The following is an 18,571-nucleotide window of genomic DNA, read 5'->3' as shown; positions in this document are numbered from 1 at the left end:
CCTGACCGGGCCGCAACAGAAGGAAGCGACGACATGACGAACAGACGCGATTTCCTCAAGAAGGCGGGCGTTGTCACGGCGGCGGCCGGTGCCTCGACCCTCGCCGCCCCGGCCGTTCATGCCCAAAGCGCGCCGATCCGCTGGCGGTTGCAGACCTATGCCGGCCCTGCGCTCGCCGAATTCGTCGTCAAGGGCATGGTCGACGACTTCAACAAGGCGGCCAATGGCCAGATGGAGATCGAGCTGTTCTTCGCCGATCAGCTCGTGCCGACGGGCGAACTGTTCCGCGCCATGCAGCGCGGCACCATCGACATGGTCCAGTCGGACGACGATTCGATCGCCGCGCCGGTCGATATCTCGGTGTTCGGCGGCTATTTTCCCTTCGGCACCCGCTACAGCCTCGACGTGCCGGTGCTGTTCGAGCAATACGGGCTGAAAGAGATCTGGGAAGAGGCCTATGGCGAGGTCGAGGGCGTCAAATGGCTCTCCGCCGGCTCCTGGGATCCCTGCAACTTCGCCACCAAGGAGCCGATCAACAGCCTCGCGGATCTGAAGGGCAAGCGGATCTTCACCTTCCCGACGGCCGGCCGCTTCCTTACCCGCTTCGGCATCGTGCCGGTGACGCTGCCCTGGGAAGACGTCGAGGTGGCGCTGCAGACCGGCGAACTCGACGGCATCGCCTGGTCCGGTATCACCGAGGACTACACCGTCGGCTGGGCCGACGTGACCGAATACTTCCTCACCAACAACATCTCCGGCGCCTGGTGCGGCTCGTTCTTCGCCAACCAGGAGAAGTATGATGAGCTGCCGGAGCACCTGAAGATGCTGTTGAAGCTGGCGATGGATTCCTCCCACTACTTCCGCCAGCAATGGTATTGGGGCGGCGAAGCCAAGCTGCGTGTCAACGGCGACAAACTGAAGCTGACCACCATCCCGGAAGAGGAATGGGCGACGGTGGAAGCCGAGGCGTTCAAGTTCTGGGACGAGATCGCCGCGACCAGCGAGCGCACGGCGCGTGTGGTGAAGATCTTCCGCGAGTACAACGACGTGATGGCGAAAGCCGGCAAGCCTTACCGCTACAGCTAGAATTGAGCTGATCGAACCTCACCCAGCCGCGGCGCCACGATCGGCGCCGCGGCTCCCTCACTCCAGCTGCGACGTGTCTCACCGATGCCCGGCAAACTGACCTTCGACGAACTGAAACAGGCCGTTCAGAGCGGCGAGATCGACACCGTCCTGGTGGTCCAGGTGGACATGCAGGGGCGGCTGATGGGCAAGCGTTTCCACGCCGCGTTCTTCGTCGAGAGCGCCTGGGAAGAGACCCATGGCTGCAACTATCTCCTCGCCACCGACATGGAGATGAACACGGTGGAGGGATACGAGGCAACGAGCTGGGCGGCGGGATATGGCGACTACGTCATGCGGCCGGACCTGTCGACGCTGCGCCGGGTGCCCTGGCTGGAAGCAACGGCGCTGGTCCTCTGCGACGTGGAGGATCATGACGCCGACGGGCCGGTCGCCCATTCGCCCCGTGCCGTCCTGAAGCGCCAGATCGCGCGGCTGGAGGCGATCGGGCTGCGGCCGACAATGGCCTCGGAGCTCGAATTCTTCCTGTTCGAGGACAGTTTCGCGGCCGCCGAGCGGGCCGGCTACCGCGATCTTTCCCTCGTCAGCGCCTATAACGAGGACTATCACATCCTCCAGACGACCAAGGAAGAGGAGGTGATGCGCGCCGTCCGCAACGGGCTCTACGGCGCCGGCATCCCGGTCGAATGCTCGAAGGGCGAGGCCTCGGCGGGCCAGGAAGAGATCAACGTCAAATACGATCACGCGCTGACCGCCGCCGACAATCACGTCATCGTCAAGAACGGCGTCAAGGAGATCGCCTGGGCCAAGGGCCGCGCGGCGACCTTCATGGCGAAGTGGAACGACAGCTCCGCCGGCTCGTCCAGCCATGTCCACCAGTCCCTGCAGACCTTGGGCGGCGAGCCCGCCTTTTATGACGCCGAGGCCGAGCACGGCATGTCGGAACTGATGCGGCACTATCTGGCCGGGCTGCTGAAATACGCCGACGACGTCACGCTGCTGCTCGCGCCGAACGTCAATTCCTACAAGCGCTTCGTCGCCGGCACCTTCGCGCCGACCATGGCCGTGTGGAGCCTCGACAACCGCACCGCCGGCTATCGCCTGTGCGGCGCTGGTACCAAGGGCGTCAGGGTCGAGTGCCGGGTCGGCGGCTCGGATCTCAATCCCTATCTCGCTTTCGCCGGCCAGATCGCCGCCGGCATCGCCGGGATCGAGGAAAAGCTGGCGCTGGAGCCGGCCTTCGAGGGTGATGCCTACGGCGCGCGGGAGGGGATGCGGCACGTCCCGTCGACGCTTCGCGCCGCCACCGAGGCTTTCGACCAATCCGCGATGCTGAGACAGGCCCTGGGCGACGACGTCGTCGCCCATTATGTGCATGCCGCCCGGTGGGAGCAGCGCGAATATGATTCCCATGTGACCGACTGGGAAGTCCGGCGCGGCTTCGAGCGCTCCTGAGAGGTTGTGATGAGCGAATTGACCTGTATCTCTCCGATCGACGGCAGCGTCTTGGTCCGTCGGGACACCGAGGACGCGGCGGCGCTGGCGCCACGCCTTGCGGCCGCGCGGGCGGCGCAGAAGGATTGGGCGGTTCGACCGCTTGCCGAGCGTGTCGCGATCGTCGACCGGGCGATTGCGGCGCTGGAGGCGATGAACGACGAGATCGTTCCCGAACTCGCCCGGATGATGGGCCGGCCGGTGCGCTACGGCGGCGAGATCGGCGGCGTGAAGGAGCGTGCCTTCCACATGACCGCGCTGGCGAAGGACGCGCTGGAGCCGACGGTGATCGAGGATTCCGACGCCTTTCGCCGCTTCATCGCCTATGAACCCCTCGGCCTCGTACTGGTCGTCGCGCCTTGGAACTACCCGTATCTGACCGCGGTCAACACGATCGTGCCGGCGCTGGCCGCCGGCAACGCGGTGGTGCTGAAGCATTCGACGCAGACGATCCTCGCCGGCGAACGCTTCGCCGCCGCGTTCTGCGCCGCCGGCCTGCCGGACGGGCTGTTCCAGGCGATCCACGTCACCCATGAGACGACCGCCGAGCTTCTTCGCGCTCGCGCCTTCGACTTCGTCAATTTCACCGGGTCGGTCGGCGGCGGACGGGCGATCGAGCGCGCCGCGGCGGGCACTTTCACCGGCGTCGGGCTGGAACTCGGCGGCAAGGATCCGGGCTATGTCCGCGAAGACGCCGATCTCGACGCGGCGGTGGAGACGCTGATCGACGGCGCGATGTTCAACTCCGGCCAATGCTGCTGCGGGATCGAGCGGATCTACGTCGCGGACGCGCTCTTCGACGCCTTCGTCGAGAAGGCGGTCAAGATCGTGGAAGCCTATCGTCTCGGCGATCCGCTCGACCCGGAAACAACGCTCGGGCCGATGGCCAACATCCGCTTCGCACGCGAGGTCCGGGCCCAGGTGAAGGAAGCGATCGATGCCGGCGCCAGGGCGCTGATCGATCCGGCGCTGTTTCCGGCCGACACGGGCGACACCGCCTATCTCGCCCCGCAGATCCTGATCGATGTCGACCATTCCATGCGCGTCATGCGCGACGAGAGCTTCGGCCCCGTCGTCGGCATCATGCGGGTATCGTCGGACGCGGAGGCGATCTCTTTGATGAACGATTCGCCCTTCGGACTGACCGCCTCGCTGTGGACGCGGGACGCTGACGCGGCGGAGCGGATCGGCCGTCAGATCGAGACCGGGACGATCTACATGAACCGCTGCGACTATCTCGACCCGGCGCTCTGCTGGACCGGCTGCAAGGACACCGGCCGTGGCGCGGCGCTGTCGACGCTCGGCTATCGCAGCGTGACCCGCCCGAAATCCTATCATCTGAAGAAAGCCTGACCCATGAAGCTCTGGGGCAATTGGTCGTATCCCACCGCCATCCGTTTCGGCGCCGGACGCATCGCGGAACTCGCCGACGCCTGCGCGGCCGCCGGCATCGCGCGCCCGCTGCTGATCACCGACAGGGGCCTGGCCAAGCTGCCGGTCACCGCCCGCGCGCTCGACCTGATGCAGGAGGCGGGGCTGGGACGGGCGATGTTCGCCGATGTCGATCCGAACCCGAACGGCGCAAATCTCGACGCCGGGGTGAAGGCCTATCGCGACGGCGGCCATGACGGTGTCATCGCCTTCGGCGGCGGCTCGGGTCTCGATCTCGGCAAGCTCGTCGCGCTGATGGCCGGGCAGTCGATCCCGGTCTGGGACCTGGAGGACATCGGCGACTGGTGGACGCGGGCGAATGCCGACGCGATCGCCCCGATCGTCGCGGTGCCGACGACCGCGGGAACTGGATCGGAGGTCGGCCGCGCGGGAGTCCTGACTGACGCGGCGACCGAGACCAAGAAGATCATCTTCCATCCGAAGCTGATGCCCCAGGTCGTCATCTGCGATCCCGAGCTCACCATCGGGATGCCGCCGGCGATCACCGCCGGCACCGGCATGGATGCCTTCGCCCATTGCCTGGAGGCCTATTGCTCGCCGCATTTCCATCCGATGAGCCAGGGGATCGCCCTGGAGGGTCTGCGGCTGGTCAAGGAGTATCTGCCGCGCGCCTTTCGCGACGGCTCCGACATCGAGGCCCGCGCCCAGATGATGAGCGCTGCCGCGATGGGCGCGACCGCCTTCCAGAAGGGTCTCGGCGCCATCCATGCGATCTCGCATCCGATCGGCGCCCTCCATCACACCCATCACGGCACCACCAACGCCGTCGTCATGCGGCCGGTGCTTGCCTTCAACCGCGAGGCGATCGAAGCGCGGATCGAACGGGCGGCGGCCTATCTCGGCATCGCCGGCGGCTTCGAGGGGTTCGACGCCTTCGTCGGCGAACTCACCGGTGAGCTTGGCATCCCCGCCAACTTGACGGCGTTGGGCGTCGTCGATCCCGACATCGATCGCCTGACCGAGATGGCGCTGCGCGATCCCAGCACCGGCGGCAATCCGGTCGCGATGACGGCCGAGAACACCCGCGACCTGATCCGCGCCTGTCTGTGAGGCGATGCGTGGCATCGGGCCCCGCCGCACCCAAGCGACGCAACTCGACTTCGACGCCGGCATGGCTTAGGCAGTGGCCGCGAAATCCCGGCGCGTGGATGCGCGTCGAGAGCCGCGGTCTTGTGCCCACGCTTTCCGAGAGACGATGATGCTCCACACGATTTCAGGCTTCGATCGCATTGGCGAAGAGAACGCCTTCGCCGTGCTCGCGCGCGCCACCGCGCTCAGCGCCACGGGCAAGGACATCATCAATCTCGGCATCGGCCAGCCGGATTTTCGCACCCCGGACCATATCGTCGAAGCGGCAATCAAGGCGCTGCGCGACGGCCACCACGGCTATACGCCGGCAACCGGGCTGCTGGCGACACGCGAGGCGGTGGCGCGGCGAACGCTGACGACGACCGGCGTCGAGGTGTCGCCGGAGAGCATCGTGATCCTGCCGGGCGGCAAGCCGACCATGTATGCCGCGATCGTCATGTTCGGCGAGGCGGGCGCCGAGATTCTTTATCCCGATCCGGGATTTCCGATCTATCGTTCGATGATCGAATATACCGGCGCGACGCCGGTGCCGGTCCCGGTGCGCGAGAAGAATGGCTTTGCCTTCTCGGCCGACGAAACCCTGTCGCTGATCACCCCCCGGACGCGGCTCCTGATCCTGAATTCCCCCGCCAATCCGACCGGCGGCGTCACGCCGCGGGCCGAGATCGAGAAACTGGTGAAGGGGCTCGCCGATCATCCGGACGTGGCGATCCTGTCGGACGAGATCTACGATGTCATGACCTATGACGGCGAGGAACATTGCTCGCTGCTGACCTTTCCCGAACTGCGCGATCGGCTGATCGTGCTGAACGGATGGTCGAAGACCTGGGCGATGACTGGCTGGCGCATGGGCTGGTCGATCTGGCCCGACCAGCTCTACGACAAGATCCGCAAGCTCGCGGTCAATTGCTGGTCTTGCGTCAACGCGCCGAGCCAGTTCGCCGGGATCGCGGCGATCGACGGGCCGCAGGACGATGTCGCGGCGATGATGGCCGCGTTCGACCGCCGCCGCCGGGTCGTCGTCGACGGGCTGAACGCCCTGCCGGGCGTGACCTGCGCGACGCCGAAGGGCGCGTTCTATGCCTTCCCGAACATTGCCGGGACCGGCTGGAAGGCCAAGAAGCTGGCGTCCGCGCTGCTCGAGGAGACCGGAGTCGCGCTGATCGGCGGCCCCGATTTCGGTATTCTCGGCGAGGGCTATGTGCGGCTGTCCTACGCCAATTCCGAGGACAACATCCGCAAGGCGCTGGCGCGGGTCGATGGATTTCTTCGTTCTAACGCCAGGTCCTGATCGCTTCCCCTCAGTTCGCGCGAAATGCGAGCGGAAAGCCGGTCCGCACCTTTCTTCATCCCGTTTTAGACGCGGTCGGCCATGTCTTCCCGTATGCGGCGTCGCGATATCGCGGGTTGATCGATGGGAGGCCATTGCTTGCCGGAAATCGCGGCGTAGACGGTCTGCATATGCTGGACCGTCGCCATGGCGGCGGCGGCCTGATCGCGCGCCTCAAGGGCGCGAAGAATGGCCCGGTGCTCGATGCGATAGCGGTCCCGCAGGTCCGGGTTGAACGACGCCCGCTTCAGCCTGTCCCATTCCGCCGTGCTGCGCATGGTCCGCATCATCTCCATCACCATCGTGAAGACCGCGTTCTGGGTCGCGTCGGCCAAGGCCCGGTGAAAGGCGATGTCCCATTCCTCGAAGGCCTCGAATCCGTCGGCGGATTCAGAGCGAACGAGGCACAGCTCCAGCCGTTCCAGATCCTCCTTGCGCGCCCGCAAGGCCGCTTCGCGCGCGATGGCGGGCTCCAGAACCAGACGGGCCTCCATGAGCTCGATCGGCGAGGCGTTTTCGGCGGGTGCCTTCGAAGCCTCGGGCGGCGCGCTGACGAAGGTGCCGCGTCCGACATGTCGGACGATCGCTCCCTCCATCTCAAGGCGCGCCAAGGCCTTGCGCAAGGTCGCCCGATTGATCCCCAGCCGATCGGCGAGCGCGCGCTCCGTCGGCAGCCTGACGCCGGGAGCCAGGCCGTCGTCGCGCAAAAGCCGCCGGAGTTCGTCCAGCGCCAGATCGGCGGAGCCTCGCTTGGAATCGAAACCTTGCATTGCGTCTTTCATTGGTTGACAATACCAAACCAAGAATATACCAGAATGCCGTAAAGGTCAACCAATAAGGCCTCGGATAGAAACGAGAACGATGCGGCTTACCGCGTTTACCAGGGAGGTTACACGATGAAATTCACCACACATCCGTCTCGCCGCAAGTTTCTTGCCGGCACGGCGGCCGGTGCCGCGGCGCTGTCGCTCGGTCTCGGCCGCTCGGCCTTCGCCCAGGATTATCCCGCCGGCAACATGGAAATCACCATCCCGACCGGAGAAGGTGGCGGCGCTGATCGCGATTCCCGCGCTTTCGTCCAGGTCTGGAACACATATCTGAAAACCAACTTCGAATTCGGCTACTACCCCGGCGCCGCGGGGCAGGTCGGCTATGAATTCTTCATGCAGAAAGAGCCGAACGCCTACAATTTGCTGTTCTCGAACCTCGGTCCCGAGGTCATCATGCTGACGCTGCAGAATGTCGGCATCGATATCGGCAAGGATCTGGTCTACATCCGGCGTACCAGCACCGAACCAATGGCGGTCTGGGTAGGCGCGGATTCGCCGTTTGAATCGCTCGAGCAGCTTGTCGAGGAAGGCAAGAAGCGGCCAGTGAGCATTTCGGTCAGCCGTCTGCCCCATCCGGCCTCGATCGGCATGCTGGCGCTCGGCGAGGCGACCGGCGCCCAGTTCAACCTGATCCCGTTCGGCGGCGGCAATCCGACGGCGATGGCGGCGATCACCGGCGAGGTCGACGCCTCGGCCTTGCCGCTGGCCAACCCGATCGCGCTCGGCGATCAGGCCCGCATTCTCGGCATCTTCGCCAATAAGAACACCGTTCCCGAGGCGTCCGGAAACGCCCCGACCGTGAACGGGGCGCTTGGAACCGAGTTGCCGGAACTGTTCAGTTCGCGCGCCTGGGCGGTCCACGCCGCGGCGCTCGAGCAATATCCCGAGCGGGTCGAGTTGCTGAAGTCCACCATCGACCAGACCATGGCGGATCCTGCCTATGTCGAGGCGGTGAAGGCGGCCGGCGTCCCGCCCGAGTTCATCACGCCGGGTGACCAGGAAACGGCGATGGCGGAGGCCGCGGCCACCCGCGAACTGGCGGAGCGCTACCGCGATCTTTTGACGGGCAAGTAATCCCACCTCGGGCAAGAAGACTTTTGCCTGATGGGGGCGGTCGTGCGGCCGCCCCCTATCCCATCCGGTCGCAAGCAGGATCTCGCCGATGTTGGATCGCGAAACCAGGAAACCAGTCGGGGCTGATCTCATCATCCCCATCGCCGCGGGCGCCTACGCCATCTATTACGTGCTGTCCGTCCGGAGCTTTCCCTGGCAGGCGCAGATGAGCGGCATGATCCTCGCCGGGCTGATGCTGCTGCTCGTCCTGATCTACATGGCGCGAGTCGCGATCGGCCTTCGCCGCGGCCGTTATTCGATGGGTTTCGGCGACTTCTTCGGGGCGCCGGCTTCGCGCGCCAGTCGGGCGATCTTCGTCGCGCTGATCGTCGCGTATATTTTCGCGGTTCCCTATCTCGGCTTCACCCTCACGACCTTCGCCTTTCTGGCGCTCTCGTTTCACGTCGCCGGCGCGCGCCCGGTCGGGCGCGCCTTGCTGACGGCCGGCCTTGCCGCCCTCGGCGGTTGGTTCTTCTTCATCGTTCTCTTGAATACCCGATTCCCCAAGGGTCCGTTCGAGCAGCTCATGGGAGCCATCTTCTGATGGAATTCGACGCCGCCTTTATCACGGGCCTGTTCCTGCATTCCTTCAGCCTCTGGTGGGTGATCATTCCCGCCGTGCTGATCGGCATCGTCATGGGGGCGATCCCCGGTTTCGCCGCGCACAACACGATCATCATCCTGTTGCCGCTGACGCTTGCCCTCGATGTGGAAGTGGCGCTGGTGTTCATGGTGGCGCTCTACAGCGCCTCGCATCTCGGCGGCGGGATTCCGGCGATCCTGCTCAACATCCCCGGCACCGGCGGGGCCGCTGCGACGACGCTCGACGGCTACCAGATGACCAAGAATGGTCAGGCCAGCAAGGCGCTCGCCGTCTGTTTCGTGGCGTCGGTGATGGGCGGGCTGATCAGTTCGATCGTGACGCTGTTCGCGCTGCCGGCGCTGTCGCGCGTCGGCTACTACGTCCACAGCGTCGAGATGGTCGTGATCATGCTGTTCGGCCTTGCGCTGATCGCCTCCATCGCTGCCCAGGACATGTTGAAGGGCCTGATCGCCGGCGCTTTCGGATTGATGCTCGGGGCGATGGGTGCGGACCACATCTACGCGACGCCGCGCGGCACCTTCGGCTTTCTCGAGCTCTTCGACGGCGTGCCGCTGGTGCCCGCCTTGATCGGCCTGTTCGCCATCTCCGAAGCCCTTGTCATGCTCGAGCAGAAATGGCTCGTCGACACCAAGGGGACGGTCGCCGTGCCGGCCACAACCTGGGCGAACAGCCTGAGCGAGACCCTGCAGGCCTTCCGCAAATGGTGGTTGATCACCTGGACCAGCCTGCTCGGGCTGGTGATCGGCGTGCTTCCGGGCGCCGGCGCCTCGATCGCGGCCTTCGTCGCCTACCAGCAGGCCCGGCTGTTCTCCAAAACGCCGGAACGGTTCGGCACCGGCTTTTCCGACGGCGTCGCGGCGCCCGAGGCCGCCAATAACGGCGTGACCACCGGGACGCTGGTGCCGCTGCTCGCCATCGGCGTGCCGGGCGGCAGCACGGCGGCGGTGATGATGGTCGTGCTGCAGTTCCACGGCTTTCCGTTCGGCCCGCGGCTCTTCGTGGAGGCCCCGGAACTGGCCTATGGCGTCATAACGGCGATGGCGGTGTCCTACGTCTTCATGTTCCTCACCATCGTCCCGATGGTTCGCTACATGTCGCGGATCACCGTCGTCTCGACCATGTATCTCGCACCGATGATCGTCGCATTCACGCTGGTCGGCGCCTTCGTCCCGCGTGGATTCCTGTTCGATATGGGCATCGCCTTCGCCTTCGGCATCATCGGCTATGTGGCGCGCAAGACCGGCTATCACGTCGCGGCCATTTTGATCGGGGTGATCCTCGGCCCGCTGATCGAGCGCTCCTTCATCCTGGCCATGCGGATTTCCGGAAACGACCCGATGGTGATGTTCTCCTCCACGATCGGCAACATCCTCTGGGTGCTGCTGCTCCTGAGCCTGCTGCTGCCGGTCGTCACCGGGCGGTGGCGCGACCGGCGGGCCAGGGCGGCGGGACCATCGGCGGGAGCCGGTCGATGAGCCCCGCGGATCAGCCGCTTTCGCACCGGGTGCGTCAGATCGCGATGCTCGACATTCCCGGTGGTGGCCAGGTCGTGGTCGACGGCGATCATGTCTTCATCGGGCACATGAAACCGCCCTACGGCACCTCGATCGTCGACGTCTCGGACCGCAGAAATCCGAAGGTCGTGGCGGACATCCGGCTGGAGACGGACGCCTCGCACACCCACAAGCTGCGCGTCGTCGGCGACCTGATGATCACCAATGTCGAGCAGAACGACCGCCACTTCAAACGCCGCGCCAAGGGCATCGCCGCTGCGGAAATCGCGCTGCGCGACGAACTCGGCCGTGACCCGGGCGAGGCGGAGGTGGCGGCGCGGGTCGGCGTCGCGCCCGGCGACATGCCGCGGCTGCGCAAGGCCGCGAACGAGAGCTACGACGAGGGCGGCTTCAAGATCTGGGATATCTCCGACCGGACCAAGCCGTCCCTCCTCGCCTACGAGCGCACCCATGGCGTCGGCGTCCACCGTTTCGATGCCGACGCACGTTACGCCTACATCTCGACCGAGATGGAGGGCTATGTCGGCAATATCCTGGTCGTCTACGACCTTGCCGAGCCCGCCCGGCCGCGCGAGGTCGCGCGCTGGGCGCTGCCCGGCCAGCACGTAGCCGGCGGCGAGACGCCACATTGGCAGGGCCTGAAGAACCGCCTCCACCACGCCATGCGATGCGGCGACGAGCTGTGGGCGGCGGTCTGGAACGCCGGGATCCGGGTCATCGACGCGACCGACATCACCAAGCTAAAAACCATCGGGGCCTATGACTACCATCCGGCGATTCCTGAGCCGACCCATACTGTCATGCCGTTCGAGAACCCGATCGGTGGCCGGCGCATCGCCGCGGCGATCGACGAGGAGCACGACCATCTACATGGCCGGCTGCACGGTTTCCTCTGGCTGTTCGACGCGAGCGACCTGAGCGATCTCAAGCCGCTGTCGATCTTCAGCCTGGGCGAGCACGCCTCACCCTACAGCCAATCGCCCGGCCGGTTCGGCGCGCATCAGTTCCACGAGCGGCTCGATACGACCCTGATCTACGCCACCTGGTTTTCCGGCGGCCTGCGGATCATCGACGCCAAGGACCCCACCTTGCCGGAGGAGGTCGGCTTCTTCATCCCCGAACCACTCGGCGGCGAGCCGAGCCCCCAGTCGAACGACGTCGCGGTCGGCGAGGACGGCATCATCTACCTGCTCGATCGCAATCGCGGCCTGCATATTCTGGAATTCCAGGGCGCGTGAGGGTCTTGAACGAAGGATCGGAGGCGACATGAAAACCCGGAAGCTGGGCGAACAGGGACTGACCGTCTCGGCCATCGGCCTCGGCTGCATGTCGATGACCGATATCTACGGTCCGGCGGATCGAGAGGAGTCGATCGCGACGATCCACCACGCGCTGGATCGCGGCGTCGACTTCATCGACACCTCCGACATGTACGCCAACGGCCGCAACGAAGAGCTGCTGGGCGCGGCGCTGGAAGGCCGGCGGAAAGAAGCCGTCCTGGCCACGAAATTCGGCAATCTGCGGCTGCCTGACGGCAAGACCGGGGTGAACGGCACGCCGGAATATGCGCATGCCGCCTGCGAGAAGAGCCTGCAACGACTCGGAACCGAGGTGATCGACCTCTACTACCTGCACCGCGTCGATCCGAACGTGCCGATCGAGGACACGGTCGGGGCGATGGCGCGGCTGATCGAGGCGGGCAAGGTACGCTTCATCGGGCTTTCGGAGGCCGGTGCGTCGACGATCCGCCGCGCCCATGCGGTTCATCCGCTCAGCGCGGTGCAGACTGAATATTCTCTGTGGACCCGCGACGTGGAAACGGAAATCCTGCCGACCTGCCGCGAACTCGGCATCGGCTTCGTACCCTATTCGCCGCTCGGGCGGGGGTTCTTGACCGGCGCAATCGGCGGCGAGGCCGATCTGGCGGAGAAAGACCGGCGCCGCGACATGCCGCGCTTCACCGGCGACAACTTGGCGCAAAATCTTCGGCTGCTTGAGAGCCTGCGGGCCTGCGCTGACGCCCATGGCGCGACGCCGGCGCAAGTGGCGCTGGCGTGGCTGCTTTCGCGCGGCGACGACATCGTGCCGATTCCCGGCACCAAACGACCGCAGCGTGTGGACGAGAACGCCGCTTCGCTCGACCTTGTTCTCACCGACGCCGAACGCGCCCAGCTCGACGCGGCCTTCCCGCCCGGCGCGGCGGCGGGCCTGCGCTATCCGGAACCACAGATGAAGCGCCTCGGCATCTGAGCCAACCCATTATCGCCAACAATCAGGACCGAAACATGCAGGACGACATTCGCGCCACGACAAAGACCGAAGGCAAGGCACACCGCACGACATCGCAGGGCCAGGAGGTTTTCATCTGGGAGAAGCCGAGCGTGGCCGATGGCCCCGTCCGGGGCACCATCCTGTTCGTGCACGGCTCGTCGATGGCTAGCCAGCCGACCTTCGACCTGCAGGTCGAAGGCATGCCGGAAGCCTCGGTCATGGACTGGTTCGCCAGCCGTGGCTTCAACACCTGGTGCTTTGATTGCCGCGGCTATGGCCGCTCCTACAAGGGCGAGGACGTCTTGGCGACGATCGCCGACGGCGCCGACGACGCCAAGGCGGTCTCCGACTACATCATCGCGCGCGGCGAGAGCGGGCCGCTCTTTGCCTATGGTATTTCCTCCGGCGCGCTTCGCGCCGCGACGTTCGCCGAACGCCATCCCGACCGTGTCAGTCGCCTGGCGCTCGATGCGATGGTCTGGACCGGCGAGGACAGCCCGACGCTGGAGCAGCGGCGCAAGAAGATCGACGATTGGCGCGGCACCGTCCGCCGTCCGGTCAACCAGGAATTCATGTGGTCGATCTTCACTCGCGACCACCCGGGCACCGTGCATGACAGCTTCGCCCAGCCCTTCATCGATCAGGTGCTGGCGCTCGACGATTCGATGCCGAACGGCACCTATATCGACATGTGCACCCGGCTGCCGCTGGTCGATCCGGAAAAGCTCGAGGCGGCGACGATCGTCATGCGCGGCGAGTTCGACGGCATCGCCGGCGTCGACGACCTGCTCGCCTTCTTCAAGCGCTTGCCGAACGCCGACAAGGAGTTCGCGGTGATGAAGGGCATCTCGCATGCGTCCTTTACCCAGAAGAACTTCCTGATGGCCTATCAGATCCTGCATGGCTTCTTCACCCGGCCGGCATCGGACTATCGCGGCTGAATCGCCCGCGAAAAAGCAGACACTGGACTGGAGAGGAAGCCCGGCAGGATGAAGTTCATACGGTATGCGAAGAACGGCGAATCCCGGATCGGAGTCGTCGAGGATCAGATGGTGCGGGCGATCGAGCCGGCCGTCTCCGACATGGTGGAACTGATCGAACATTACGATCGACTGCGCGGCGAAATCCGCGCCGTCGGCGAACCGATGCCGCTCGACAGCCTGACGATCGAAGCGCCGATCCCGGCGCCGCGCCGTAACATCTTTTGCGTCGGCAAGAATTATCACGCCCACGCCAAGGAATTTGCCCAGAGCGGCTTTGAGGCCGGCGCGGTGGCGGGAGCGGAGGTCGACGAATTTCCGGCCGTCTTCACCAAGCCCGCCTCATGCGTGGTGGGAACGGGCGACGTCGTGCAACTGCATGGTGACGTCACGCAGTCGGTCGATTACGAGATCGAACTCGCCCTGGTGATCGGCAAGGGCGGCCGCAACATCCCCAAGGCCAAGGCTTACGAGCACATCTGGGGCTATATGATCGTCAACGATGTGACGGCGCGCGACCGCCAGAAACAGCACAAGCAGTGGTTCCTCGGCAAGGCGCTCGACACCTTCTGCCCGATGGGGCCGTGGATCGCCACCGCCGACGAGGTCGACCCGGAGAACCTCGATCTGGAAACCCGGGTTAATGGCGAGGTCCGGCAAAAGGCGAATACCAGCGACCTGATCTTCGACATCCCCAGCCTCGTCGAGACGATTTCGGCCGGCCTGACCCTGGTGCCCGGCGACATCATCGCCACCGGCACGCCGGTCGGCGTCGGGATCGGCTTCAAGCCGCCGCGGTTTCTCAAGCCGGGCGATGTCGTGCGCATGAGCATTACGGGGCTCGGCACGCTCGAAAACAGCTTCCAGTAGGTTCGAGGGCGCAGCTGATACTGAGCGGACCGCTCGCCCTCATCGGGCTCGCCGTGCTGGTTCTCGGCACGTCGTTCCTGAGCGGTGTGTTCGGCATCGCCGGCGGCATGGTGCTGATGGGCGGCCTGCTGTTCCTGTTGCCCGTCCCTGCGGCGATGATCCTGCACGGCGTCACGCAGCTGGCGGCCAATGGCTGGCGGGCGGTGCTGTGGTGGCGCTATATCGATTTTCGGGTCGTGGCGCGGTTCGCCGCCGGATCGGCGGCGGCGCTGGCGCTGTTCTCGTTTCTCTTGATCGTGCCGGATCGCGCCACCGTGCTGATCAGCCTCGGGTTGGTGCCGTTCATGGCTTTCGCGCTGCCCGAGCGCTACGCGCCCCATGCCCGGCGGCGCGGCGCCGCCGAATTTGCCGGCTTCGTCGGCACCGGCCTGCAATTCGTCTCGGGCGTATCAGGCCCGCTCCTCGACGCGTTTCTCGTCCGCATGCCGGTGGATCGCCGCATCATCGTGGCCAGCAAGTCGGCTTGCCAGGTCATGGCCCACGGCATGAAGCTGGTCTATTTCGGCGTCATCGTGACGGCGGGGGGCGATGCGGTCTCCGGCTGGCTGTTGCTGATGGGCGCGGGCTTGGCGGTGGTCGGCACCTCGCTGGCCCGCACCGTCCTCGATCGGATCACCGATCGCCAGTATCGAACCTGGACCAAGACCATCGTGCTGGGGATCGGCGCGGTCTATCTCGTCCAAGGGCTCGCGATTCTGCTCAGCCCGGCATAGCGACTCAGGTGTCCAGCCTCGTCTGTGGGTCGAGAATGCCAGCGGGGTTGCACGTCATGGTTGGTGCCGCCTGTTCCGAAAGGAAGTGAGCCGCGCCGGGGATGCCATGGCTGGACTATGCGGCATCGGCCGGTCGCGCCTGCCTGTGTCGCAGGACTGCGCCCAAGACGGCGAGGACGAGCGTCCCCACAATGAGCAGCAGGGCGGCCGCGGCAACGGCGGGGCTGATATTCTCGCGGATCGTCGAGAACATCTGGCGAGCCAGCGTGCGCTGGTTGGGCCCGGCGACGAACAGGGTCAGGATCACCTCGTCGAGAGACGTGGCGAAGGCGAAAACCGCGCCCGAAACGACGCCGGGGAGGGCGAGCGGCAAGGTGATCTCGCGAAACGTTCGCGTCCGCGAGGCGCCGAGGCTCGATGCGGCGCGCTCGATCGCCGGGTCGATGCCGGCGAGCGAGGCCGAAACGGTGACCACGACGAAGGGCACGCACAGGACGGAATGGGCGACGATGACGCCGAGATAGCTGCTGGCCAGCCCGACTTTGACAAACAGGATCTGCATCCCGACGCCGAGAACCACCGGTGGCACCACCATCGGAAGGATGAAGCCGGTGCGCAAAAGCCCGGCCAGCGGAATCCGATCGCCGCGCAGGCCAAGCGCGGCGAGGGTGCCGATGCTGGTCGACAGGACGGTGGCGCTGGTCGCGATGATCAGGCTGTTGACGATCGACCGGCTCCAGGTCTCGTTGGCGACGAGTTCCCTGAACCACCGGTCGGAAAAGCCGTTGATCGGATAGGAAAGGAAGATGCTGTCGGTGAAGGCGAGCGGCAGGATCGCCAGGATCGGCGCGATCAGGAAGAACACCACCGCGGCGCCGTAGATCGTGCGCAGGATACGCCCGGTCATACGCCGAACCCCGGCGGTGTGCGGGAAAAGCGGCCATAGACGGCGTAGAGAACGAGGGTCGCCGCAAGCAGGATGATGCCGAGTGCCGCGGCCATCCCCCAGTTGGCCGTGCCGGTCGCATAGAACGCGATGACCGACGAGATCATCTGATCCTCCGCTCCGCCGACCAGCGCCGGCGTGATGTAATAACCAAGCGCCACCATGAAGACGAGCAGCGAACCGGACATCAGACCCGGAAGCACGAGGGGAAAGAGAACGTGCCGGAACGCCCGGAGCGGGTTCGCGCCGAGCGTGGCCGCCGCCGGCATCAGGTTCGACGGGATTGTCAGCAGCACGCTGTAGATCGGCAGGACCATGAACGGCAAGAGCACATGGGTCATGGCGATCACGACGCCCGCGCGATTGAAGATCAGCGGCAGCGGATGGTCGATCAGACCGATGGTCTGGAGGAAACCATTCACCAGCCCGTTGTTCTGCAGGAGCACCACCCACGCCGCGGTGCGCACCAGCAGCGAGGTCCAGAGCGGCAGCAGCACCGCGAGGAGGAGGAGGGTTCGCACCCAACCGCCGGCGCCGGCGATCAGCATGGCGTAAGGCAGTCCGATGGCGGCGCACAGCGCCGTGACGCTTGCCGCGATGACGAAGGTTCGCACCATGATGACGCGGTTGGCCGAAGCGGCCTCGCCGACTTGCTGGATTTCGCCGTCGGCGTCGCGTTGAAGATCGACGGCGGCAAGGAGATTGCGATCCGTATAGGGCGGCACGGCCCTGGCGAAGCCGCGCCATACCGCCGGATCGCCCCATTGGGCGTCGATCGCGGTGAGGTCCAACGGCGCGTCGGCGTTCTGGCGAACGGTACGATAGGTCTTGGTGATCAGCGAACGAAACCCCGGCACCGCACTGTTGAGGCGGCGCACGGCGTCGCCGAGGACGCTGCGATCCTCGATCACGCGCAGGTCGGTCGCCACCGCCGTCTGGATCGCCGCGTCCGGCGGCACCGCGCCATCCCAGGACGAGAGCGCCGCCGCCGTCGCCGGAAACGCCTTGCCGACGGCATCGTCGCTGACGGCAGTCGTCAGCATCGTGGCCAGCGGCCAGAAGAAGAACACGCCGAGAAACAGCACGAGCGGCAGGACAAGGGCAGCCGATCTCAACCCCGCCGCGTTCATGCGTCGACCAACGCGCAATCGTCCGGAGCGAAGGAGGCATAGCGGCGAGCGCCGGTCGGGACATCGGCGCGGCTGCGGTCCCGGCGCCCGACCAGCGACACGCCATCGCCCTCGAGCCGCAACCGGATGTGGTCGCCCTGGTACACGCTGTCGGCGACTTCGACGGGAATGGCGTTCGCGGCGCCGGGGTCGTCCGAAACGGCGATTCGTTCCGGCCGGACACAGACGAGCAGCCGTTGCCCCGCGGCGAGATCGCGGTCGGTCCGTGCCAGGAGCGTTCGTCCATCCCCAGCGGACAGCCGCGCCACGCCTTTCTCCAACGACACCACCGTCCCTTCCAGCACATTGGTCTCGCCGATGAACTCGGCGACGAAACGGGTCTGCGGACGGTCGTATATCTCCTCCGGCGGGCCGATCTGCTCAATGCGGCCCGACTCGAAGACCGCGATGCGGTCGGACATCGTCAGCGCCTCGGACTGATCGTGCGTCACGAAGACGATGGTCAGCCCAAGCGAGCGGTGCAGGTCCCGCAGTTCGAGCTGCATTTGCTCGCGCAACTGCTTGTCGAGCGCGCCGAGCGGCTCATCCATCAGCACCACCTTCGGCTCGTAGACCATGGCGCGGGCAAGCGCCACGCGCTGCTGCTGGCCTCCCGACAGTTGCGCGGGTCGCCGGGCGCCGAGTTTGCCGAGTTGGACCATGTCGAGCGAACGCGTGACGCGCTCGCTGATCTCGGCCTTGCGCACCCCACGCATGCGCAAGGGAAAGGCGACGTTCTCGGAAACCGTCATATGCGGAAAGAGCGCATAACTCTGGAAGACCACGCCGAGATCGCGCTTGTGCGCGGGTACGCCTTGAATCTCGCGTCCGTCGAGTCGAATCCTGCCCTGCGTCGGCGCGACGAAGCCGGCGAGCATCATCAGGATCGTTGTCTTGCCCGACCCCGAAGGCCCGAGCAGGCTGAGAAATTCGCCCCGCCGGATCGTCAGATCGAGATTGTCGACCACGGTCTGCGCGCCAAACGCCTTCGAGATGTTCTCGAACCTGATAAACGCGTCCATTGCATACCTTCGAGCCCGCATACCCGCA

The 18,571-nt window shown here is 65.7% G+C and carries 17 protein-coding genes; 13 read left to right on the top strand and 4 right to left on the bottom strand.

What is annotated here, in order from left to right:
• Positions 1 to 33 precede the first annotated feature (33 nt).
• The 5 genes from VSX60_RS14850 (at position 34) to VSX60_RS14830 (ending at position 6,412) form a co-directional block, all read left to right on the top strand.
• Positions 34 to 1,086 carry a TRAP transporter substrate-binding protein gene (locus tag VSX60_RS14850; protein WP_327625014.1) on the top strand — a complete coding sequence of 351 codons (1,053 nt, stop codon included), beginning with the start codon at positions 34 to 36 and terminating at the stop codon, positions 1,084 to 1,086.
• An 84-nt stretch (positions 1,087 to 1,170) separates the two neighbouring features.
• Entirely contained in the window at positions 1,171 to 2,541 is a 1,371-nt protein-coding gene (locus tag VSX60_RS14845) for a glutamine synthetase family protein (RefSeq protein ID WP_327625013.1), read from the top strand.
• Positions 2,542 to 2,550: 9 nt separating this feature from the next.
• Positions 2,551 to 3,933 carry an aldehyde dehydrogenase family protein gene (locus VSX60_RS14840; protein WP_327625012.1) on the top strand — a complete coding sequence of 461 codons (1,383 nt, stop codon included), beginning with the start codon at positions 2,551 to 2,553 and terminating at the stop codon, positions 3,931 to 3,933.
• 3 nt (positions 3,934 to 3,936) lie between these two features.
• Positions 3,937 to 5,082, top strand: a complete 1,146-nt coding sequence (locus VSX60_RS14835) for an iron-containing alcohol dehydrogenase (protein ID WP_327625011.1) — start codon at positions 3,937 to 3,939, stop codon at positions 5,080 to 5,082.
• Positions 5,083 to 5,230: 148 nt separating this feature from the next.
• Positions 5,231 to 6,412, top strand: a complete 1,182-nt coding sequence (locus tag VSX60_RS14830; RefSeq protein WP_327625047.1) for a pyridoxal phosphate-dependent aminotransferase — start codon at positions 5,231 to 5,233, stop codon at positions 6,410 to 6,412.
• A gap of 65 nt (positions 6,413 to 6,477) precedes the next feature.
• On the opposite strand, the gene VSX60_RS14825 is transcribed toward VSX60_RS14830, so the two are convergent.
• Positions 6,478 to 7,221 carry a FadR/GntR family transcriptional regulator gene (locus VSX60_RS14825; RefSeq protein WP_327625010.1) on the bottom strand — a complete coding sequence of 248 codons (744 nt, stop codon included), beginning with the start codon at positions 7,219 to 7,221 and terminating at the stop codon, positions 6,478 to 6,480.
• A gap of 126 nt (positions 7,222 to 7,347) precedes the next feature.
• Between VSX60_RS14825 and VSX60_RS14820 the strand changes: the two genes are divergently transcribed.
• The 8 genes from VSX60_RS14820 (at position 7,348) to VSX60_RS14785 (ending at position 15,406) form a co-directional block, all read left to right on the top strand.
• Entirely contained in the window at positions 7,348 to 8,355 is a 1,008-nt protein-coding gene (locus VSX60_RS14820; protein ID WP_327625009.1) for a tripartite tricarboxylate transporter substrate-binding protein, read from the top strand.
• 88 nt (positions 8,356 to 8,443) lie between these two features.
• Positions 8,444 to 8,938, top strand: a complete 495-nt coding sequence (locus tag VSX60_RS14815; RefSeq protein ID WP_327625008.1) for a tripartite tricarboxylate transporter TctB family protein — start codon at positions 8,444 to 8,446, stop codon at positions 8,936 to 8,938.
• Complete coding sequence (locus VSX60_RS14810; protein WP_327625007.1) at positions 8,938 to 10,473, top strand: tripartite tricarboxylate transporter permease; 1,536 nt, start codon at positions 8,938 to 8,940, stop codon at positions 10,471 to 10,473. Before VSX60_RS14815 ends, VSX60_RS14810 begins: the two co-directional genes overlap by 1 nt.
• Positions 10,470 to 11,750: an RNA polymerase subunit sigma-70 gene (locus VSX60_RS14805; protein WP_327625006.1), complete on the top strand. Its 1,281-nt coding sequence runs from the start codon at positions 10,470 to 10,472 to the stop codon at positions 11,748 to 11,750. Before VSX60_RS14810 ends, VSX60_RS14805 begins: the two co-directional genes overlap by 4 nt.
• 28 nt (positions 11,751 to 11,778) lie before the next feature.
• Positions 11,779 to 12,762 (top strand): aldo/keto reductase, encoded by a 984-nt coding sequence (locus VSX60_RS14800; protein ID WP_327625005.1) that lies wholly within the window; start codon positions 11,779 to 11,781, stop codon positions 12,760 to 12,762.
• A gap of 35 nt (positions 12,763 to 12,797) precedes the next feature.
• Positions 12,798 to 13,724, top strand: a complete 927-nt coding sequence (locus VSX60_RS14795; RefSeq protein ID WP_327625004.1) for an alpha/beta hydrolase — start codon at positions 12,798 to 12,800, stop codon at positions 13,722 to 13,724.
• 48 nt (positions 13,725 to 13,772) lie between these two features.
• Complete coding sequence (locus tag VSX60_RS14790; protein ID WP_327625003.1) at positions 13,773 to 14,633, top strand: fumarylacetoacetate hydrolase family protein; 861 nt, start codon at positions 13,773 to 13,775, stop codon at positions 14,631 to 14,633.
• Between the two features lie 53 nt (positions 14,634 to 14,686).
• Positions 14,687 to 15,406, top strand: a complete 720-nt coding sequence (locus VSX60_RS14785) for a TSUP family transporter (RefSeq protein WP_327625002.1) — start codon at positions 14,687 to 14,689, stop codon at positions 15,404 to 15,406.
• A gap of 115 nt (positions 15,407 to 15,521) precedes the next feature.
• Here VSX60_RS14785 and VSX60_RS14780 read toward each other — a convergent pair whose 3' ends face one another.
• The 3 genes from VSX60_RS14780 to VSX60_RS14770 are packed head-to-tail and all read right to left on the bottom strand — an operon-like array spanning position 15,522 to position 18,543.
• Positions 15,522 to 16,313, bottom strand: a complete 792-nt coding sequence (locus tag VSX60_RS14780; protein WP_327625001.1) for an ABC transporter permease — start codon at positions 16,311 to 16,313, stop codon at positions 15,522 to 15,524.
• Positions 16,310 to 17,482, bottom strand: coding sequence for an ABC transporter permease (locus tag VSX60_RS14775; protein ID WP_327625000.1), 1,173 nt, complete (start codon positions 17,480 to 17,482; stop codon positions 16,310 to 16,312). Before VSX60_RS14775 ends, VSX60_RS14780 begins: the two co-directional genes overlap by 4 nt.
• Positions 17,479 to 18,543, bottom strand: coding sequence for an ABC transporter ATP-binding protein (locus VSX60_RS14770; protein ID WP_327624999.1), 1,065 nt, complete (start codon positions 18,541 to 18,543; stop codon positions 17,479 to 17,481). The genes VSX60_RS14775 and VSX60_RS14770 overlap by 4 nt, the downstream gene beginning before the upstream one ends.
• Positions 18,544 to 18,571: the final 28 nt, after the last annotated feature.

The organism is Aurantimonas sp. A3-2-R12, assembly GCF_036016755.1.
Taxonomy (GTDB): domain Bacteria; phylum Pseudomonadota; class Alphaproteobacteria; order Rhizobiales; family Rhizobiaceae; genus Aurantimonas; species Aurantimonas coralicida_A.
Note: the sequence above shows the minus strand (reverse complement) of the source record. Positions and strands in the feature narration are given on the sequence as shown.